The sequence below is a fragment of the Escherichia sp. MOD1-EC6819 genome (assembly GCF_002965765.1).
Lineage (GTDB): Bacteria > Pseudomonadota > Gammaproteobacteria > Enterobacterales > Enterobacteriaceae > Escherichia > Escherichia ruysiae.
Genome location: NZ_PTRG01000011.1, coordinates 1 through 18,196 on the forward strand (window position 1 = coordinate 1; position 18,196 = coordinate 18,196).

An 18,196-nucleotide genomic window follows, 5' to 3' on the forward strand; every position below is an offset into this window, starting at 1 on the left:
CCAGGATTTTCGCTTCCCACTCTGCGTCGCCTTCCAGCGCTTTCAGAGCAGAACCACGAACGATCGGAGTGTCGTCGCCCGGGAAGTCGTACTGAGACAGAAGTTCACGAACTTCCATTTCAACCAGTTCCAGCAGCTCTTCGTCATCAACCATGTCGCATTTGTTCAGGAACACGATGATGTACGGAACGCCTACCTGACGACCCAGCAGGATGTGCTCACGAGTCTGCGGCATCGGGCCGTCAGTCGCAGCAACTACCAGGATCGCGCCGTCCATCTGAGCAGCACCGGTGATCATGTTTTTAACATAGTCGGCGTGCCCCGGGCAGTCTACGTGTGCGTAGTGACGGGTCGGGGTGTCATATTCAACGTGAGAAGTGTTGATGGTGATACCACGAGCTTTTTCTTCCGGCGCGTTATCGATCTGGTCGAATGCACGAGCAGCACCGCCGTAGGTTTTAGCCAGTACGGTGGTGATTGCAGCGGTCAGAGTAGTTTTACCGTGGTCAACGTGGCCGATAGTACCAACGTTAACGTGCGGTTTTGTACGTTCAAATTTTTCTTTAGACACGGCTATATTCCTTACTATAGTGCTCTCCCCTTCAGGAGAGAGCACGGGACTTTGGTATTAACCCTGAGGCTTATTTACCACGGGCTTCAATTACGGCCTGAGCAACGTTACTCGGCGCTTCATCATACTTCAGGAATTCCATAGTGTATGATGCGCGACCTTTGGTCAGAGAACGCAGCTGAGTTGCATATCCGAACATTTCAGACAGCGGTACTTCAGCGTGGATCTTAACGCCAGTAACTTCAGATTCCTGACCTTTGAGCATACCACGACGACGGCTCAAGTCACCGATAACGTCACCGGTGTTCTCTTCCGGAGTTTCTACTTCAACCTTCATGATCGGCTCAAGCAGAACTGGTTTCGCTTTCTTAAAGCCTTCTTTAAAGGCGATAGAAGCAGCCAGTTTAAACGCCAGTTCAGAGGAGTCAACGTCATGGTAAGAACCGAAGTGCAGACGAATACCCATGTCTACTACCGGGTAGCCTGCCAGCGGACCTGCTTTCAGCTGTTCCTGGATACCTTTATCAACGGCCGGGATGTATTCGCCAGGGATTACACCACCTTTAATGTCGTTGATGAACTCGTAGCCTTTCGGGTTAGAACCCGGCTCCAGCGGGTACATGTCGATAACAACATGACCATACTGACCACGACCACCAGACTGTTTCGCGTGTTTACCTTCAACATCGGTAACTTTCTGGCGGATAGTTTCACGGTAAGCAACCTGCGGTTTACCTACGTTCGCTTCAACGTTGAATTCACGCTTCATACGGTCAACGATGATGTCGAGGTGCAGCTCACCCATACCCGCGATGATGGTCTGGTTAGATTCTTCGTCAGTCCATACACGGAAAGACGGGTCTTCTTTAGCCAGACGGCCCAGAGCCAGACCCATTTTTTCCTGGTCAGCTTTGGTTTTCGGTTCAACTGCGATGGAGATTACCGGCTCAGGGAATTCCATACGTTCCAGAATGATCGGCGCATCCGGGTCACACAGGGTGTCACCAGTAGTTACGTCTTTCAGACCGATTGCAGCAGCGATGTCGCCCGCGCGAACTTCTTTGATCTCTTCACGTTTGTTAGCGTGCATCTGAACGATACGACCGAAACGCTCACGTGCAGCTTTCACGGAGTTCAGTACGGTATCACCAGAGTTAACCACACCGGAGTACACACGGAAGAAGGTCAGGTTACCAACAAACGGGTCGGTAGCGATTTTGAACGCCAGTGCAGAGAACGGCTCGTCATCACTTGCGTGACGCTCAGCCGGAGTGTCTTTACCGTCGTCCAGGATACCGTTGATCGCAGGTACGTCAACCGGGGATGGCAGGTAATCAATTACCGCATCCAGCATCGCCTGAACACCTTTGTTCTTGAACGCGGAACCACAGGTTACCAGGATGATTTCGTTGTTCAGAACGCGCTGACGCAGAGCACCTTTGATTTCTGCTTCAGTCAGTTCTTCACCACCCAGGTATTTTTCCATCAGCTCTTCAGAAGCTTCAGCTGCGGATTCGATCAGGTTCTGGTGCCATTCGTTAGCCAGTTCAACCATGTCTGCCGGGATATCTTCGTATTCGAAGGTTACGCCCTGGTCAGCGTCGTTCCAGTTGATAGCTTTCATTTTCACCAGGTCAACAACACCGGTGAAATGTTCTTCAGCACCAATCGCCAGCTGCAGCGGAACCGGGTTCGCGCCCAGACGGGTTTTGATCTGGTTAACAACTTTCAGGAAGTTCGCACCCATGCGGTCCATTTTGTTAACGAACGCAATGCGCGGAACTTTATATTTGTTTGCCTGACGCCATACGGTTTCAGACTGCGGCTGAACACCACCAACTGCGCAGTAAACCATTACCGCACCATCGAGAACACGCATGGAACGTTCTACTTCGATTGTGAAGTCAACGTGCCCCGGGGTGTCGATGATGTTGATGCGATGCGGCTCATACTGCTTAGCCATACCAGACCAGAATGCAGTAGTCGCAGCGGAAGTGATGGTAATACCACGTTCCTGCTCCTGCTCCATCCAGTCCATGGTTGCAGCGCCGTCATGAACTTCACCGATTTTATGGTTTACACCGGTGTAGAACAGAATACGTTCGGTAGTAGTGGTTTTACCGGCGTCGATGTGCGCACTGATACCGATGTTACGGTAGCGTGCGATGGGTGTTGTACGAGCCATTTGTTTCCTCGTTTATCTTTTAGGCGTTCAATTTAAGTAGCCCAAAGCGGGCTGCTTACTGGAAGCGCCCGCCTGGTGACTAAAACTCCGAAGGGATTACCAACGGTAGTGTGCGAACGCCTTGTTGGCTTCGGCCATACGGTGAACGTCTTCACGTTTCTTAACTGCAGTACCTTTGTTTTCTGCAGCATCGGAAAGTTCGTTCGCCAGGCGCAGAGCCATGGATTTATCACCGCGTTTACGAGCAGCTTCAACGATCCAACGCATTGCCAGAGCATTACGACGAACCGGACGGACTTCAACTGGTACCTGATAAGTAGAACCACCAACGCGGCGAGACTTAACTTCGACAGTCGGGCGCACGTTTTCGAGAGCTACTTCGAATGCTTCCAGTTCAGATTTACCAGAACGCTGAGCCAGGGTCTCCAGCGCGCTGTATACGATAGATTCGGCAGTAGATTTTTTACCATCTACCATCAGGATATTTACAAATTTAGCCAGCAGTTCTGATCCGAACTTCGGATCCGGCAGAATTTTACGCTGACCAATGACGCGACGACGTGGCATGGAAATACTCCGTTGTTAATTCAGGATTGTCCAAAACTCTACGAGTTTAGTTTGACATTTAAGTTAAAACGTTTGGCCTTACTTAACGGAGAACCATTAAGCCTTAGGACGCTTCACGCCATACTTGGAACGAGCCTGCTTACGGTCTTTAACGCCGGAGCAGTCAAGCGCACCACGTACGGTGTGGTAACGAACACCCGGGAGGTCTTTAACACGACCGCCACGGATCAGGATCACGGAGTGCTCCTGCAGGTTGTGACCTTCACCACCGATGTAGGAAGTCACTTCGAAACCGTTAGTCAGACGAACACGGCATACTTTACGCAGTGCGGAGTTCGGTTTTTTAGGAGTGGTAGTATATACACGAGTACATACGCCACGTTTTTGCGGGCATGCTTCCAGCGCAGGCACGTTGCTTTTCGCAACTTTGCGAGCACGTGGTTTGCGTACCAGCTGGTTAACTGTTGCCATTAAATAGCTCCTGGTTTTAGCTTTTGCTTCGTAAACACGTAATAAAACGTCCTCACACAATATGAGGACGCCGAATTTTAGGGCGATGCCGAAAAGGTGTCAAGAAATATACAACGATCCCACCGTTACCAGGCGACCTGGCTGGTGTGCTTAACCGTAAGTCTGACGAAATCAGTATAGTCAATGGGAGTGATATCGTTCGAAATTCGACCAACCAAACCACGAGCGATGAGGTCTTCGTTCAGGGCATAGACCTTAATGGGGGCATTACGCAAACTTTCAAGGTAGCGGTTACCATCAGCTGCGGCAGTTACGCCATCCTGCAATAACAGCAGTTCATCCCCCTCGCTGAGCAGACGCAGCAGCGCAGGAAAATCCGTCAGCCAGGGTGAGCGATGTAATGTATGCAGCATGTAAGCCTCAAAATCTCAAAATAACATCGTAGTTGCCGAGTTCCCGACGTAATGCTTCTGCTTCGAGCGGAGTGACGTCGACAACAAAGGGGGTCTGCGGATCTAACCCACGTTCACGTAGTGACACCTCACAAACCCAGCACTGTTCAATATCATACAGCCCCAGCAGTTTAAAGGTTGCGATATAATCACGCGCCAGCACCGCATCGGGCTTTTGCCCAGGCAGAAGCTGAAAAACGCCATCGGCAATAAAGAAGACGGCGAGCTCGTCAGTTAATGCGGAAGTCGCCAATAAAGCATCTAATCCTTCACGGCCAGCAGCTGTACCATGAGGTGCAGTAGAAAAAACAAACGCAATTCGTTTCATCAGAACTGTACCACCCTGTCGCAAGTCAGCGAGGCTTCAGCCAGAGCGCCAAGACCACTTAAGGTAAAGCCCGGCTGGAGATTTGCAGATGCCAGACCGAGTCTTCCAGCTTCAGTTTCATCGACGATACCGCGACGTAATGCTGCCGCCACGCAAATGTTCAGCGCCACACCATGTTGTGTATTCAGTTGTTGCCAGCCACGCACAAGGTCAAATTCATCGCTTGCCGGTGAGGTCAATTGGTTAGCGTTATAGACCCCTTCACGATAGAAAAAGACGCTGCTTAACTCATGGCCTTCTGCTATCAGCGCCTGCGCAAACTGAAAAGCACTACTCGCCTGTTGCGTACCGTATGCTGGCCCGGTTACCACGATGGCAAAACGCATTACTTCTCTTGCCCCTGGAAATCACCGCTCTTGAACTGACGGATATAGAGATAAACAGTGTGCTTGGAGATGTTCAGACGATCTGCAACCTGGTTGATCGCGTCTTTAATATCGAAGATCCCTTTCTCGTAGAGATTCAGCACGATCTGACGATTTTTGGCGTTATTGGCAACATTGCGATCGGCATTCACTTCTTCGATGGTGAACTCCAGCGTTTGGGTAACCAGATCTTCGACAGAAGACGCAAAGTTGACGCTTGAACCGACATCCGGGGTTTCTGGCGGCACAAAGGTACTCATGATCTGCGAGAAGGGAACATCAAGATTCATATTGATGCACAGCAGACCAATTACACGCTGTTCGCGGTTACGAATGGCGATAGTCAGGGACTTCATTAATACACCGCTTTTGGCGCGAGTAAAATAGCATTTAGAAACGCTGCTATCCGCCCCCGTCATATCGTGCAGCATACGCAGCGCCAGATCGGTAATCGGCGAACCAATCTTCCGGCCTGTATGTTCACCGTTGGCAATACGAATGGCTGAACATTTCAAATCCTGCAAAGAGTGCAAAACGATTTCACAGTGGGAGCCAATGAGCATCGCTAACCCGTCCACCACAGCTTCGTAGGATTTCAGAATATCAAAATCGGTCTGGTCGAAAGGACGTTGATCCAGTAAATCCAACTCACTGGTTTCATTGGTTAAAAGCGACCTGGACATGAAAAAAAACACTCCTTTTCAGGAGCCTGTCGTTAACTTTTCAGGGCAGGCTCATTAATGATGCGGGTAACTAAATTAATACAGCGGAGGTTCCGCTTTCCAGCACTAATTATATCCGGCCTGTAATAAAAAAAACCGCCGCCTGGTCAGGCGGCGGTTCTTAATGCTTATTTTTTAGCAGAATCTGCGGCTTTCGCATCGGCTTCTGGCTTCGCATCAGCCTTCGGCGCTGGTTTCACATCCAGCAACTCTACGTCAAATACCAGAGTAGAGTTTGGTGGGATCCCCGGAACACCCGCTTTACCGTAAGCCAACTCTGGTGGAATAACCAATTTGATCTTGCCACCTTTCTTGATGTTCTTCAGGCCTTCGGTCCAGCCTGGGATAACGCCGTCCAGACGGAAAGAGAGCGGTTCACCACGGGTGTAAGAGTTATCGAACTCTTTACCGTCGATCAGCGTACCCTTGTAGTTCACTACAACAGTATCGCTGTCTTTCGGTGCTTCGCCTTTACCGGCTTCTACTACCTGATAAACCAGGCCAGTCGAAGAGGTTTTCACACCTTTCTCTTTAGCAAATTTCTCGCGGTACTCTTTGCCTTTAGCTTCGTTATCAGCCGCATCTTTTTCCATCTTCGCCTGAGCAGAAGACTTCACGCGTGCTTCAAACGCTTGCAGAGTCTGTTCGATCTCTTGATCGGAAAGTTTGCTCTTATCGGCAAACGCATCCTGGACACCGGCGATCAGCTGATCTTTATCCAGCTTAATGCCCAACTTTTCTTGTTCTTGCAGAGAATTTTCCATGTAACGACCCAGCGAAGCACCCAGTGCGTAAGCTGATTTCTGATCGTCATTTTTGAACGCTGCTTTGCTGTCAGCAGTTGTGGCAGGTTTCGCCGCTTCGGCAGCAAAAGTAATTGGTGTATGCAGGGCAACGGCCATTGTGGTCGCCAGCAGCGTTACTTTAAACAGTGATTTCATCCATATCTCCAGGCTCGGGGCATCTCACCCCAGGGTTAACTATTATCAGAAGGGTACTATAAAGCGTTGTCGGATAAATCTACATACAGACACGCCCTATTATCATCTATTTTCAGACTCTTTTTGTTTAAATTAGTTTCGATGTCGCGAAATGAGTGCTGTCTCTGGCAGCAAAGTTAAGTAGAATCCGCAGCGATCATTCGACCAAAGAGGTGAACCATGCAGGATTTATCGATGGAAGCACGCCTGGCAGAGCTGGAGAGCCGACTGGCTTTTCAGGAAATCACCATTGAAGAACTGAACGTCACGGTGACCGCTCATGAAATGGAGATGGCAAAACTGCGCGATCATCTGCGTCTGCTTACTGAGAAGTTAAAAGCCAGCCAGCCGTCGAACATCGCGTCGCAGGCTGAAGAAACGCCACCGCCACATTACTGAGGCGAAAAAAAAGCGGGTAATTCCCGCTTTTTTGATACCGTTACGGTATTAGTGGCAACCGCAACCGCCGTTACCTTTACCACCACAGCAGCCTTCGCCACCGTGTTCATGACCGTGATCGTGACCATGACCGCCGCAGCAACCGTCGTGATCGTGGTGATGATCGTGCGCGCCATGAACGTGACCATGAGCCAGTTCTTCTTCAGTCGCTTCGCGAATCGCCACAACTTCAACGTTGAATTTCAGGTTCTGACCCGCCAGCATGTGGTTACCATCAACCACGACGTGATCGTCTTCAACCGCAGTGATCTCAACCGGCACCGGGCCCTGGTCGGTTTCAGCCAGGAAACGCATACCTACCTGCAGTTCATCAACGCCCATAAATACGTCTTTAGGAACGCGCTGCACCAGGTTTTCGTCGTACTGGCCGTAAGCGTCGTTCGCGCCAACAGCTACATCAAATTTGTCGCCAACTTCATGACCTTCCAGCGCCGTTTCCAGGCCAGAGATCAGGGAACCGTGACCATGCAGGTAGTCCAGCGGCGCACTCACCGGAGACTCATCAACCAACACACCGTCTTCTGTACGTACCTGATAGGCCAGGCTGACCACCAGGTCTTTTGCTACTTTCATGATATCTCCTGAGCATGGGAAGAATAGTGGCGCAGATTGTATCGGAATTCTGCTGCCGTGTACTCACTAGCTTAAAAAAACTCGGCGCATATCGCTAGTCCGGATGAAAAATCCCAATCACTTGCTCATCTTTGCGAACGTGATCGCGGGCTTCTTTATCGACTTCACGCATCTGATGCCCACACTTAACACATTCAACAATATCAATATTATTTTCGCGCCACATCGCCATTGAGTCTTGCGCCTGACAGGCTGGACATTTCGCGCCAGCAATAAAACGTTTTCGGATTGCCATCTTCACCCTCTACTCAAATTCATCCCAGCCATCCATTTGGCGTCGTTCTTGTTGCATTTCACGCTGGAAAATCTCTTCCAGTTCGCGTCGGGCTTCCCTGGCGCGAGAAATTTGTACGGTATCAGCGTGCATCGGGATAAGTTCCCGCAGCATTCGCATATCCAGGCGACGAAAATGCAGTTGCGCCCGCTGCGCCTGGTGTGGATGCATACCTAGCGACACTAACGTCTTGCGCCCCAGCTCTAACGCACTGGAGAATGTTTCACGGGAAAACTGTGTCACCCCTGCTTGTAATAACTCATGTGCTTCGACACGTCCGCGCGCTCGCGCAAGAATATGCAAATGCGGGAAGTGCTGCTGGCATATTTCCACCAGCTTCATGGTGTCTTCCGGCTCGTTACAGGTAATGACGATAGACTCAGCGGCCTCTGCACCCGCAGAACGTAAAAGATCTACCTGCGTAGCGTCGCCGTAATAAACTTTGTAGCCATATTTGCGCATCAGGTTCACGGCGCTGATGTCCCGCTCCAGCACGGTAATGCGCATTTTATTCGCCATCAGCAAACGACCAATCACCTGTCCAAAACGCCCAAAGCCCACGACAATGACCTGCGGTTTATCATCGTTGACCCACGGTTTTTCATCCTCTTCTTCCGATCCGTTAAACTGGCGGGATAGCCATTTATCCACCAACTTCATCAGCAGCGGCGTGGTCATCATGGAAAGCGTCACCGTCACCAGTAACAGCGCCATCTGGTCGCCCTGGAATAAGCGTTGTGAAGAAGCGGTAGAAAAGAGCACAAAGGCAAATTCACCGCCCTGGCTCAGCACGCCAGCAAACTGCATCCGCTCAGAACTGCGCACGCCATACAGGCGCGCTAACAGATACAGCACAAGAATTTTCACCGCCACCAGCACGACCACGCTTATCACTACCCACAACAGATGGGTATAAAGCACCCCGAGGTTAAGCGACATCCCGACGGAGATAAAAAATAGCCCGAGCAACAAGCCCTTAAACGGATCGATAGCCGTTTCCAGTTCATGGCGATATTCACTTTCCGCCAGCAGCACGCCCGCAATAAACGTACCGAGCGCCATCGACAGCCCCAGCGCATCCATAAACAATGCGGAACCCAGCACCAGCAGCAGCGTCGCGGCGGTGAACACTTCCCGCACGCCAGAAGCTGCAATAAAACGGAATACCGGGCGCAGTAAATAGCGCCCACCAATCAACATACCGACAAATGCCAGCACCTTCATGCCGATCTTCATCCAGTCGAAATGTTCGTCTGCCGAACCCGCCAACAATGGCACTAACGCCAGCGCCGGGATCACCGCCAGATCCTGAAATAGCAGAACCGAAAACCCGAGCTGCCCGGATTCGCTTCGATTCATCCCTTTCTCACGCATCAGTTGCAACGCCATTGCGGTTGAAGACATCGCCAGACCAATGCCACCCACCACCGCCGCCTGCCAGGCGAAATCCGTCAGCATCAATAATCCCGCCAGCAACGCCGCGCTTAACAGTACCTGTGCCGCGCCTACGCCAAAAATCGAGCGTCGCAATTGCCAAAGCTTGGAGGGATTCAACTCCAGCCCAATGATAAACATCAGGAACACCACGCCGAGTTCCGAAAAGTGGAGGATCTCATCGACGTCGCTAATAAACCCAAGCCCCCATGGGCCAATCGCAATCCCTGCCAGCAAATATCCCAACACAGCGCCAATACCCAGCCGCGATGCTAGCGGCACCGCAGCCACCGCCGCGAAGAGAAACAGCACTCCCGCGAGTAAAAAATCGGAACCTTCCATCAGCGGCCTCCTGGGGGCAGTGGATTTGCCAGCCAGTCGCCGTAGGCTCTGGCGTGACTCGCCAGCTCCTGTGCGCTTTGCCGTCTCGCCCAGTAAATAATAATGGGGCTTAACCAATGCATCCGGCACATGCCCGCCGCCAGTTCAAAGGGGCGCAGAACATCGCTCATCGGGTAGCGATTCAACGCGTCATAACGGTAAGCACTTTCCGGCTCGCCAGTGGTGATCACGCTACGCCAGTACTTTCCCGCCAGTTGGTTTCCCCCCGGCCCGCTGGCAAAACCACGGCTTAATACCCGGTCCAGCCACTCTTTCAGTAGCGCCGGGCAGCTATAGGTATAAAGAGGATGCTGAAAGACAATCACCTCGTGCTCGCGCAGTAATGCCTGCTCACGGGGGATATCAATAAAAAAATCGGGATAGTGCGCGTAAAGGTCGTGCACGGTAACATTGCTGAGCTGCGTGGCCGGTTTAAGCAGTACCCGGTTTGCCACCGAGTCCTGAGATTCCGGATGGGCATACAGCAGCAAAACTTTCGCTGGCTGAGACATCATCCCCCTCCCGGTATGGTTTTTGTGTATAGTCGCTGTTTTGGGCTACCATTGCGCCCGGTGCGGCAGCTCGCCCATACATTACATTATCATAATGATAAGTTAACATAGTCTGAACATACGGCGCCTTATGATTGTTTTCTCCTCGTTACAAATTCGTCGCGGCGTGCGCGTCCTGCTGGATAATGCCACCGCCACCATCAACCCTGGGCAGAAAGTCGGCCTGGTGGGTAAAAACGGCTGTGGTAAATCTACCCTGCTGGCATTGCTGAAAAATGAAATCAGCGCCGACGGCGGCAGCTACACCTTTCCTGGTAACTGGCAACTGGCGTGGGTGAATCAGGAAACGCCGGCGCTACCGCAACCTGCGCTGGAATATGTCATTGATGGCGACCGCGAATATCGCCAACTGGAAGCGCAGTTGCACGACGCCAACGAACGTAACGACGGGCACGCCATCGCCACCATTCATGGCAAGCTGGATGCTATCGACGCGTGGAGTATTCGCTCCCGCGCCGCCAGCCTGCTGCACGGCCTCGGTTTCAGCAACGAACAACTGGAGCGCCCGGTGAGTGATTTCTCCGGTGGCTGGCGTATGCGTCTTAACCTCGCCCAGGCGCTGATTTGCCGTTCAGACTTGCTGCTGCTCGACGAACCGACTAACCACCTCGATCTTGATGCGGTTATCTGGCTGGAAAAATGGCTGAAGAGCTATCAGGGCACGCTGATCCTGATCTCTCACGACCGCGACTTCCTCGATCCGATCGTCGATAAAATTATTCATATCGAACAGCAAAGCATGTTCGAGTACACAGGTAACTACAGCTCGTTTGAAGTGCAGCGCGCCACCCGCCTGGCGCAGCAACAGGCGATGTATGAAAGCCAACAAGAACGTGTAGCGCATCTGCAAAGTTATATCGACCGTTTCCGTGCCAAAGCCACTAAAGCGAAGCAGGCACAGAGCCGCATTAAGATGCTTGAGCGCATGGAGCTGATTGCCCCCGCGCACGTCGATAACCCGTTCCGCTTTAGATTCCGCGCGCCGGAAAGCCTGCCTAATCCGTTGTTGAAGATGGAAAAAGTCAGTGCGGGCTATGGCGATCGCATTATTCTCGATTCGATAAAACTGAATCTGGTGCCGGGTTCGCGCATTGGTCTGTTAGGCCGAAACGGCGCGGGTAAATCGACATTAATCAAACTGTTAGCCGGTGAACTTGCGCCAGTCAGCGGAGAAATTGGCCTGGCGAAAGGGATCAAACTCGGCTACTTCGCCCAGCATCAACTGGAATACCTGCGCGCTGACGAATCGCCTATTCAGCATCTGGCGCGTTTAGCACCGCAGGAACTGGAGCAAAAACTGCGTGACTATCTCGGCGGTTTTGGTTTCCAGGGCGATAAAGTGACGGAAGAAACGCGCCGCTTCTCCGGTGGCGAAAAAGCGCGCCTGGTGCTGGCTTTAATTGTCTGGCAGCGCCCGAATCTGCTGCTGCTCGACGAACCGACCAACCACCTTGACCTCGACATGCGCCAGGCACTCACCGAAGCATTGATCGAGTTTGAAGGCGCACTGGTTGTCGTCTCGCACGACCGTCATTTGCTGCGTTCCACCACTGACGATCTCTATCTGGTTCACGATCGTAAAGTCGAACCGTTCGACGGCGATCTGGAAGATTATCAACAGTGGTTAAGCGACGTACAAAAGCAGGAAAACCAGACCGACGAAGCGCCAAAAGAGAACGCGAACAGCGCCCAGGCACGTAAAGATCAAAAGCGTCGGGAAGCAGAGTTGCGTGCGCAAACCCAGCCGCTGCGTAAAGAGATCGCACGTCTGGAAAAAGAGATGGAGAAGCTGAACGCGCAACTGGCGCAGGCGGAAGAGAAACTTGGCGACAGCGAACTGTATGACCAGAGCCGTAAAGCGGAGTTGACCGCCTGCCTGCAACAGCAAGCCAGCGCCAAATCCGGCCTGGAAGAGTGCGAAATGGCGTGGCTGGAAGCCCAGGAGCAACTGGAACAGATGCTCCTGGAAGGCCAAAGCAACTGATGGCGCAGATAACGACGACCGATGCCAATGTATTCAGCAGCAGTGCTGAATTTACCCCTATGCGCGGTTTCAGCAATTGTCATCTCCAAACCATGCTGCCGCGTCTGTTTCGTCGTCAGGTGAAATTCATCCCGCACTGGCAGCGGCTGGAGTTGCCCGACGGAGACTTTGTCGATCTCGCGTGGAGTGAAGACCCCACACAAGCGAAGCATAAACCGCGTCTGGTGGTCTTCCACGGTCTCGAAGGCAGCCTCAATAGTCCTTATGCGCATGGTCTGGTTGAGGCAGCGCAAAAGCGCGGCTGGCTGGGCGTGGTGATGCATTTTCGCGGGTGCAGCGGTGAACCAAACCGGATGCACCGCATTTACCATTCGGGCGAAACCGAAGATGCCAGTTGGTTTTTACGCTGGCTGCAACGCGAATTTGGTCATGCGCCAACGGCTGCCGTCGGCTATTCGCTCGGCGGTAATATGCTGGCCTGTTTGCTGGCCAAAGAAGGCAATGACCTCCCGATTGATGCGGCGGCGATTGTCTCTGCACCGTTTATGCTGGAAGCCTGTAGTTATCACATGGATAAAGGCTTCTCCCGCGTTTATCAGCGTTACTTGCTGAACTTGTTAAAAGCCAATGCTGCGCGCAAACTGGCGGCCTACCCCGGAACGCTGCCGATTAATCTCGCACAGTTGAAATCGGTACGCCGCATCCGCGAATTTGACGATCTGATCACCGCCAAAATTCACGGCTACGCCGACGCTATCGACTATTATCGTCAGTGTAGCGCCATGCCGATGCTCAATCGGATCGCCAAACCCACGCTGATTATTCACGCCAAAGACGATCCGTTTATGGATCATCAGGTGATCCCGAAACCGGAAAATCTCCCACCACAGGTGGAGTATCAACTGACGGAACATGGCGGTCATGTTGGCTTTATTGGCGGTACATTACTTCATCCGCAAATGTGGCTGGAGTCACGCATTCCTGACTGGTTATCAACGTATCTGGAGGCGAAATCATGTTGATTCCGTGGCAAGACATCTCCCCCGAAACGCTGGAAAATTTAATTGAAAGCTTTGTGTTACGCGAAGGCACCGATTATGGTGAACATGAGCGTACACTTGAACAGAAAGTCGCCGACGTCAAACGCCAACTACAGTGCGGAGAAGCGGTGCTGGTATGGTCGGAGCTGCACGAAACGGTCAATATCATGCCGCGCAGTCAGTTTCGCGAATAACCTGCAACCGTCGGCGGACGAGATAATAATGATAGCTAAGTCATGGAGTTACTATGTCTGCCAAACATCCGGTCATTGCGGTAACAGGATCCAGCGGCGCGGGAACCACCACTACCAGCCTCGCGTTTCGAAAAATCTTCGCGCAGTTAAATCTGCGCTCAGCCGAGGTAGAAGGCGACAGTTTTCACCGTTACACCCGCCCGGAAATGGACATGGCGATCCGCAAAGCGCGCGACGCCGGGCGGCATATCAGTTACTTCGGCCCCGAAGCTAACGACTTCGGCCTGCTGGAACAAACCTTCATTGAATACGGCCTGAGCGGCAAAGGGAAATCTCGCAAATATCTGCATACCTACGACGAAGCCGTACCGTGGAATCAGGTGCCAGGTACGTTTACCCCGTGGCAGGCGCTGCCAGAACCCACCGATGTGCTGTTTTATGAAGGTTTGCACGGCGGCGTGGTCACACCACAACATAACGTCGCGCAGCATGTGGATTTACTGGTTGGTGTAGTGCCTATCGTTAACCTGGAGTGGATTCAAAAACTCATCCGCGACACCAGCGAGCGCGGGCACTCGCGAGAAGCGGTGATGGACTCGGTAGTTCGCTCAATGGAAGACTATATCAACTACATCACACCGCAGTTTTCTCGCACCCATATTAACTTCCAGCGCGTCCCCACCGTTGACACCTCAAACCCCTTCGCCGCAAAAGGCATCCCATCGCTGGATGAAAGCTTTGTGGTAATCCATTTTCGAAATCTGGAAGGAATCGATTTCCCCTGGCTGTTGGCGATGCTGCAAGGCTCGTTCATTTCCCACATCAATACATTAGTGGTGCCGGGCGGCAAAATGGGTCTGGCAATGGAGTTAATTATGCTGCCGCTGGTGCAACGACTGATGGAAGGGAAGAAAATCGAGTAACTCTGCTATTAAGCCGGATAAAATACTCTCCGGCTTCACAACGGGATAGTTAAATCACGCGGCAACCACTTCATACGAGTGAGTAATATTTACCGCTTTTTCCAGCATCAACGCGACTGAGCAATACTTCTCGGCTGAGAGATCAACCGCACGCGCAACCGCTGCATCCTTCAGGTCGCGACCGGTGACGATAAAATGCAGATTAATGTGCGTAAACAGGCGTGGTGCCTCTTCGCGGCGTTCAGAGGTCAATTTTACTTCACAATCGACCACATCCTGACGCCCTTTTTGCAGGATAGAAACCACATCAATGGCGCTGCAACCACCCGCCGCCATCAACACCATTTCCATCGGACTTGGCGCTTTATCGCCTGAGTTGCCGTCCATTAAAATCTGGTGACCAGAGGCGGATTCGCCCAGAAAGGTTAACCCTTCGACCCACTTCACACGCGCTTGCATAATCGAAACTCCATTGCGTCAATTTTCCTGACAGAGTACGCGTACTGACCAAATCGCGCAACGGAAGGCGACCTGGGTCATGCTGAAGCGAGACACCAGGAGACACAACGCGAAAGCTATGCTAAAACAGTCAGGATGCTACAGTAATACATTGATGTACTGCATGTATGTAAAGGACGTCACATTACCGTGCAGTTCAGTTGATAGCCCCTTCCCAGGTAGCGGGAAGCACATTTCGGCAATCCAGAGACAGCGGCGTTTTCTGGCTCTGGAGAAAGCTTATAACAGAGGATAACCGCGCATGGTGCTTGGCAAACCGCAAACAGACCCGACTCTCGAATGGTTCTTGTCTCATTGCCACATTCATAAGTACCCATCCAAGAGCACGCTTATTCACCAGGGTGAAAAAGCGGAAACGCTGTACTACATCGTTAAAGGCTCTGTGGCAGTGCTGATCAAAGACGAGGAGGGTAAAGAAATGATCCTCTCTTATCTGAATCAGGGTGATTTCATTGGCGAACTGGGCCTGTTTGAAGAAGGCCAGGAACGTAGCGCATGGGTACGTGCGAAAACCGCCTGTGAAGTGGCTGAAATTTCCTACAAAAAATTCCGCCAATTAATTCAGGTAAACCCGGATATTCTGATGCGTCTCTCCGCACAGATGGCACGTCGCCTGCAAGTCACTTCAGAGAAAGTGGGCAACCTGGCATTCCTCGATGTAACAGGCCGCATTGCACAGACTCTGCTGAACCTGGCAAAACAACCGGATGCCATGACTCACCCGGACGGTATGCAAATCAAAATTACCCGTCAGGAAATCGGTCAGATTGTCGGCTGTTCTCGTGAAACCGTGGGGCGCATTCTGAAGATGCTGGAAGATCAGAACCTGATCTCCGCACACGGTAAAACCATCGTCGTTTACGGCACTCGTTAATCCCGTCGGAGTGGCGCGTTACTGAGTAGCGCGCCATTTTGTTTAACCCGATGTGGCGCAGACTGATTTACCATCCTGATATCAACTATGCACTACGACAAACGCTGGTGCTATGTTTGCCCGTGGCCGTTGGTCTATTGCTTGGCGAATTAAGGCTTGGGCTGCTCTTTTCCCTCGTCCCCGCCTGTTGCAATATTGCGGGGCTTGATACGCCCCATAAACGCTTTTTCAAACGTTTAATTATTGGTGCGTCGCTGTTTGCCACGTGCAGCTTGCTAACACAACTGCTGCTGGAAAAAGATATCCCCCTGCCATTTCTGCTGACAGGGTTAACGTTGATACTTGGCGTTACTGCCGAGTTAGGGCCATTACACGCAAAATTACTTCCCGCATCGCTGCTGGCAGCCATTTTTACCTTAAGTCTGGCGGGATACATGCCCGTCTGGGAACCGTTGCTCATCTATGCGTTGGGTACACTCTGGTATGGGCTGTTTAACTGGTTTTGGTTCTGGCTCTGGCGCGAACAACCGCTACGCGAGTCACTTAGCCTGCTGTACCGTGAACTGGCAGATTATTGCGAAGCCAAATACAGCCTGCTTACCCAGCACACCGATCCTGAGAAAGCGTTGCCACCGCTGCTGGAACGCCAGCAAAAAGCGGTCGATTTAATTACTCAGTGCTATCAGCAAATGCATATGCTTTCCGCGCAAAATAATACCGATTACAAGCGGATGCTGCGCATTTTCCAGGAGGCGCTGGATTTACAGGAACACATCTCGGTCAGTTTGCATCAGCCAGAAGAGGTGCAAAAGCTGGTCGAGCGTAGCCATGCGGAGGAAGTTATCCGCTGGAATGCGCAAACCGTCGCCGCTCGCCTGCGCGTGCTGGCTGATGACATTCTTTACCATCGACTGCCGACGCGTTTTACGATGGATAAGCAAATTGGCGCACTGGAAAAAATCGCCCGCCAGCATCCGGATAACCCTGTAGGGCAATTCTGCTACTGGCATTTCAGCCGCATCGCCCGCGTGCTGCGAACGCAAAAACCACTCTATACCCGTGACTTACTGGCCGATAAACAGCGCCGAATGCCGTTACTCCCGGCGCTGAAAAGCTATCTTTCCCTGAAATCGCCAGCACTGCGTAATGCAGGACGACTGAGTGTGATGTTAAGCGTTGCCAGCCTGATGGGCACCGCGCTGCATCTGCCGAAATCCTATTGGATACTAATGACGGTATTGCTGGTGACGCAAAATGGTTATGGCGCGACTCGTCTGCGAATTGTGAATCGTTCTGTCGGAACCGTGGTTGGATTAATTATTGCAGGTGTTGCACTGCACTTTAAAATCCCTGAAGGTTACACCCTGACGCTGATGCTTTTCACCACGCTCGCCAGTTACCTGATATTGCGCAAAAACTACGGCTGGGCGACAGTCGGTTTTACCATTACCGCTGTATATACCCTGCAACTGTTATGGCTGAATGGCGAGCAGTACATCATCCCCCGTCTAATCGATACTATCATCGGTTGTCTGATTGCCTTCGGCGGCACAGTTTGGCTGTGGCCGCAGTGGCAGAGCGGCTTATTGCGCAAGAACGCCCATGATGCCTTAGAAACTTACCAGGAGGCCATTCGTCTGATCCTCAGTAAAGATCCGCAACCTACGCCACTAGCCTGGCAACGAATGCGGGTTAATCAGGCGCATAACACCTTGTATAACTCATTGAACCAGGCGATGCAGGAACCGGCGTTTAACAGCCATTATCTGGCAGATATGAAACTGTGGGTTACGCATAGTCAGTTTATTGTTGAGCATATTAATGCCATGACCACGCTGGCGCGGGAGCACCGGACATTGCCGCCGGAACTGGCGCAGGAGTATTTGCAGTCTTGTGAAATCGCTATTCAACGCTGTCAGCAGCGGCTGGAATATGATGAACCGGGGAGTTCTGGTGACGCCAATATCATAGACTCGCCAGAGATGCTGCCACACGAAGGCGCGTCTGGCACGCTGGAGCAGCATTTACAACGCGTTATTGGCCATCTGAATACAATGCACACCATTTCAGCGATGGCCTGGCGGCAGCGACCGCATCACGGGATTTGGTTGAGTCGGAAGTTACGGGATTCGAAGGCGTAATATCATTATTGCCAGAAGCAAACCGTAGGTCGGATTAGGCGTTCACGCCGCATCCGACATGCTTTGC

Annotated in this window: 21 protein-coding genes; 7 read left to right on the forward strand and 14 right to left on the reverse strand. The window is 51.9% G+C overall.

Going from position 1 to position 18,196, the window contains the following annotated elements:
* The 9 genes from A7Z06_RS16280 to fkpA all read right to left on the reverse strand — a co-directional run.
* A partial coding sequence (locus tag A7Z06_RS16280) for a GTP-binding protein (RefSeq protein ID WP_000031750.1) occupies positions 1 to 571 on the reverse strand: 571 nt, incomplete at its 3' end.
* Positions 572 to 641: 70 nt separating this feature from the next.
* On the reverse strand, positions 642 to 2,756 hold the full coding sequence (gene fusA / locus A7Z06_RS16285) for an elongation factor G (protein ID WP_000124700.1): 2,115 nt from the start codon (positions 2,754 to 2,756) through the stop codon (positions 642 to 644).
* A gap of 96 nt (positions 2,757 to 2,852) precedes the next feature.
* Positions 2,853 to 3,323 carry a 30S ribosomal protein S7 gene (rpsG, locus tag A7Z06_RS16290; RefSeq protein WP_001138043.1) on the reverse strand — a complete coding sequence of 157 codons (471 nt, stop codon included), beginning with the start codon at positions 3,321 to 3,323 and terminating at the stop codon, positions 2,853 to 2,855.
* Between the two features lie 96 nt (positions 3,324 to 3,419).
* Positions 3,420 to 3,794 carry a 30S ribosomal protein S12 gene (rpsL, locus tag A7Z06_RS16295; RefSeq protein ID WP_000246815.1) on the reverse strand — a complete coding sequence of 125 codons (375 nt, stop codon included), beginning with the start codon at positions 3,792 to 3,794 and terminating at the stop codon, positions 3,420 to 3,422.
* Between the two features lie 125 nt (positions 3,795 to 3,919).
* Positions 3,920 to 4,207 (reverse strand): sulfurtransferase complex subunit TusB, encoded by a 288-nt coding sequence (tusB, locus tag A7Z06_RS16300; protein WP_000903390.1) that lies wholly within the window; start codon positions 4,205 to 4,207, stop codon positions 3,920 to 3,922.
* A 7-nt stretch (positions 4,208 to 4,214) separates the two neighbouring features.
* Positions 4,215 to 4,574 (reverse strand): sulfurtransferase complex subunit TusC, encoded by a 360-nt coding sequence (gene tusC / locus A7Z06_RS16305; RefSeq protein ID WP_105279497.1) that lies wholly within the window; start codon positions 4,572 to 4,574, stop codon positions 4,215 to 4,217.
* On the reverse strand, positions 4,574 to 4,960 hold the full coding sequence (gene tusD / locus A7Z06_RS16310; RefSeq protein ID WP_001209694.1) for a sulfurtransferase complex subunit TusD: 387 nt from the start codon (positions 4,958 to 4,960) through the stop codon (positions 4,574 to 4,576). Before tusD ends, tusC begins: the two co-directional genes overlap by 1 nt.
* Entirely contained in the window at positions 4,960 to 5,682 is a 723-nt protein-coding gene (locus A7Z06_RS16315) for a helix-turn-helix transcriptional regulator (protein WP_010348315.1), read from the reverse strand. The genes tusD and A7Z06_RS16315 overlap by 1 nt, the downstream gene beginning before the upstream one ends.
* Before the next feature lie 167 nt (positions 5,683 to 5,849).
* A complete protein-coding gene (gene fkpA / locus A7Z06_RS16320) occupies positions 5,850 to 6,662 on the reverse strand; it encodes an FKBP-type peptidyl-prolyl cis-trans isomerase (protein WP_000838278.1) in 813 nt (270 codons plus the stop codon).
* A gap of 219 nt (positions 6,663 to 6,881) precedes the next feature.
* Between fkpA and A7Z06_RS16325 the strand changes: the two genes are divergently transcribed.
* Complete coding sequence (locus A7Z06_RS16325) at positions 6,882 to 7,100, forward strand: protein SlyX (protein ID WP_001153620.1); 219 nt, start codon at positions 6,882 to 6,884, stop codon at positions 7,098 to 7,100.
* Between the two features lie 48 nt (positions 7,101 to 7,148).
* Here the strand turns inward: A7Z06_RS16325 and slyD are convergent, their stop codons facing one another.
* The 4 genes from slyD to kefG form a co-directional block, all read right to left on the reverse strand.
* Positions 7,149 to 7,733 carry a peptidylprolyl isomerase gene (slyD, locus tag A7Z06_RS16330; protein WP_000861331.1) on the reverse strand — a complete coding sequence of 195 codons (585 nt, stop codon included), beginning with the start codon at positions 7,731 to 7,733 and terminating at the stop codon, positions 7,149 to 7,151.
* A 94-nt stretch (positions 7,734 to 7,827) separates the two neighbouring features.
* A complete protein-coding gene (locus A7Z06_RS16335) occupies positions 7,828 to 8,028 on the reverse strand; it encodes a YheV family putative zinc ribbon protein (protein WP_001007734.1) in 201 nt (66 codons plus the stop codon).
* A 9-nt stretch (positions 8,029 to 8,037) separates the two neighbouring features.
* Positions 8,038 to 9,843, reverse strand: a complete 1,806-nt coding sequence (gene kefB, locus A7Z06_RS16340; RefSeq protein ID WP_000399132.1) for a glutathione-regulated potassium-efflux system protein KefB — start codon at positions 9,841 to 9,843, stop codon at positions 8,038 to 8,040.
* Positions 9,843 to 10,394 (reverse strand): glutathione-regulated potassium-efflux system ancillary protein KefG, encoded by a 552-nt coding sequence (gene kefG, locus A7Z06_RS16345; protein WP_001411441.1) that lies wholly within the window; start codon positions 10,392 to 10,394, stop codon positions 9,843 to 9,845. Before kefG ends, kefB begins: the two co-directional genes overlap by 1 nt.
* A 130-nt stretch (positions 10,395 to 10,524) precedes the next feature.
* Between kefG and A7Z06_RS16355 the strand changes: the two genes are divergently transcribed.
* Genes A7Z06_RS16355 through A7Z06_RS16370 form a run of 4 tightly spaced genes read left to right on the forward strand, consistent with a single transcriptional unit; the run spans position 10,525 to position 14,595 of the window.
* The gene (locus A7Z06_RS16355; RefSeq protein ID WP_000634773.1) at positions 10,525 to 12,438 is read left to right on the forward strand and encodes an ABC transporter ATP-binding protein; all 1,914 of its coding nucleotides are present in this window, start codon (positions 10,525 to 10,527) and stop codon (positions 12,436 to 12,438) included.
* Positions 12,438 to 13,460, forward strand: a complete 1,023-nt coding sequence (locus A7Z06_RS16360) for a hydrolase (RefSeq protein ID WP_000057417.1) — start codon at positions 12,438 to 12,440, stop codon at positions 13,458 to 13,460. The genes A7Z06_RS16355 and A7Z06_RS16360 overlap by 1 nt, the downstream gene beginning before the upstream one ends.
* Entirely contained in the window at positions 13,454 to 13,672 is a 219-nt protein-coding gene (locus tag A7Z06_RS16365) for a YheU family protein (RefSeq protein WP_000907080.1), read from the forward strand. Before A7Z06_RS16360 ends, A7Z06_RS16365 begins: the two co-directional genes overlap by 7 nt.
* Positions 13,673 to 13,725: 53 nt before the next feature.
* The gene (locus A7Z06_RS16370) at positions 13,726 to 14,595 is read left to right on the forward strand and encodes a phosphoribulokinase (RefSeq protein WP_001274699.1); all 870 of its coding nucleotides are present in this window, start codon (positions 13,726 to 13,728) and stop codon (positions 14,593 to 14,595) included.
* 54 nt (positions 14,596 to 14,649) lie between these two features.
* Here the strand turns inward: A7Z06_RS16370 and A7Z06_RS16375 are convergent, their stop codons facing one another.
* Positions 14,650 to 15,054, reverse strand: a complete 405-nt coding sequence (locus A7Z06_RS16375) for an OsmC family protein (RefSeq protein WP_001148908.1) — start codon at positions 15,052 to 15,054, stop codon at positions 14,650 to 14,652.
* A gap of 301 nt (positions 15,055 to 15,355) precedes the next feature.
* Between A7Z06_RS16375 and crp the strand changes: the two genes are divergently transcribed.
* Both crp and A7Z06_RS16390 read left to right on the forward strand, forming a co-directional pair.
* Positions 15,356 to 15,988 carry a cAMP-activated global transcriptional regulator CRP gene (crp, locus tag A7Z06_RS16385; protein WP_000242755.1) on the forward strand — a complete coding sequence of 211 codons (633 nt, stop codon included), beginning with the start codon at positions 15,356 to 15,358 and terminating at the stop codon, positions 15,986 to 15,988.
* A gap of 50 nt (positions 15,989 to 16,038) precedes the next feature.
* Entirely contained in the window at positions 16,039 to 18,129 is a 2,091-nt protein-coding gene (locus tag A7Z06_RS16390; protein WP_000269294.1) for a YccS/YhfK family putative transporter, read from the forward strand.
* Positions 18,130 to 18,196: the final 67 nt, after the last annotated feature.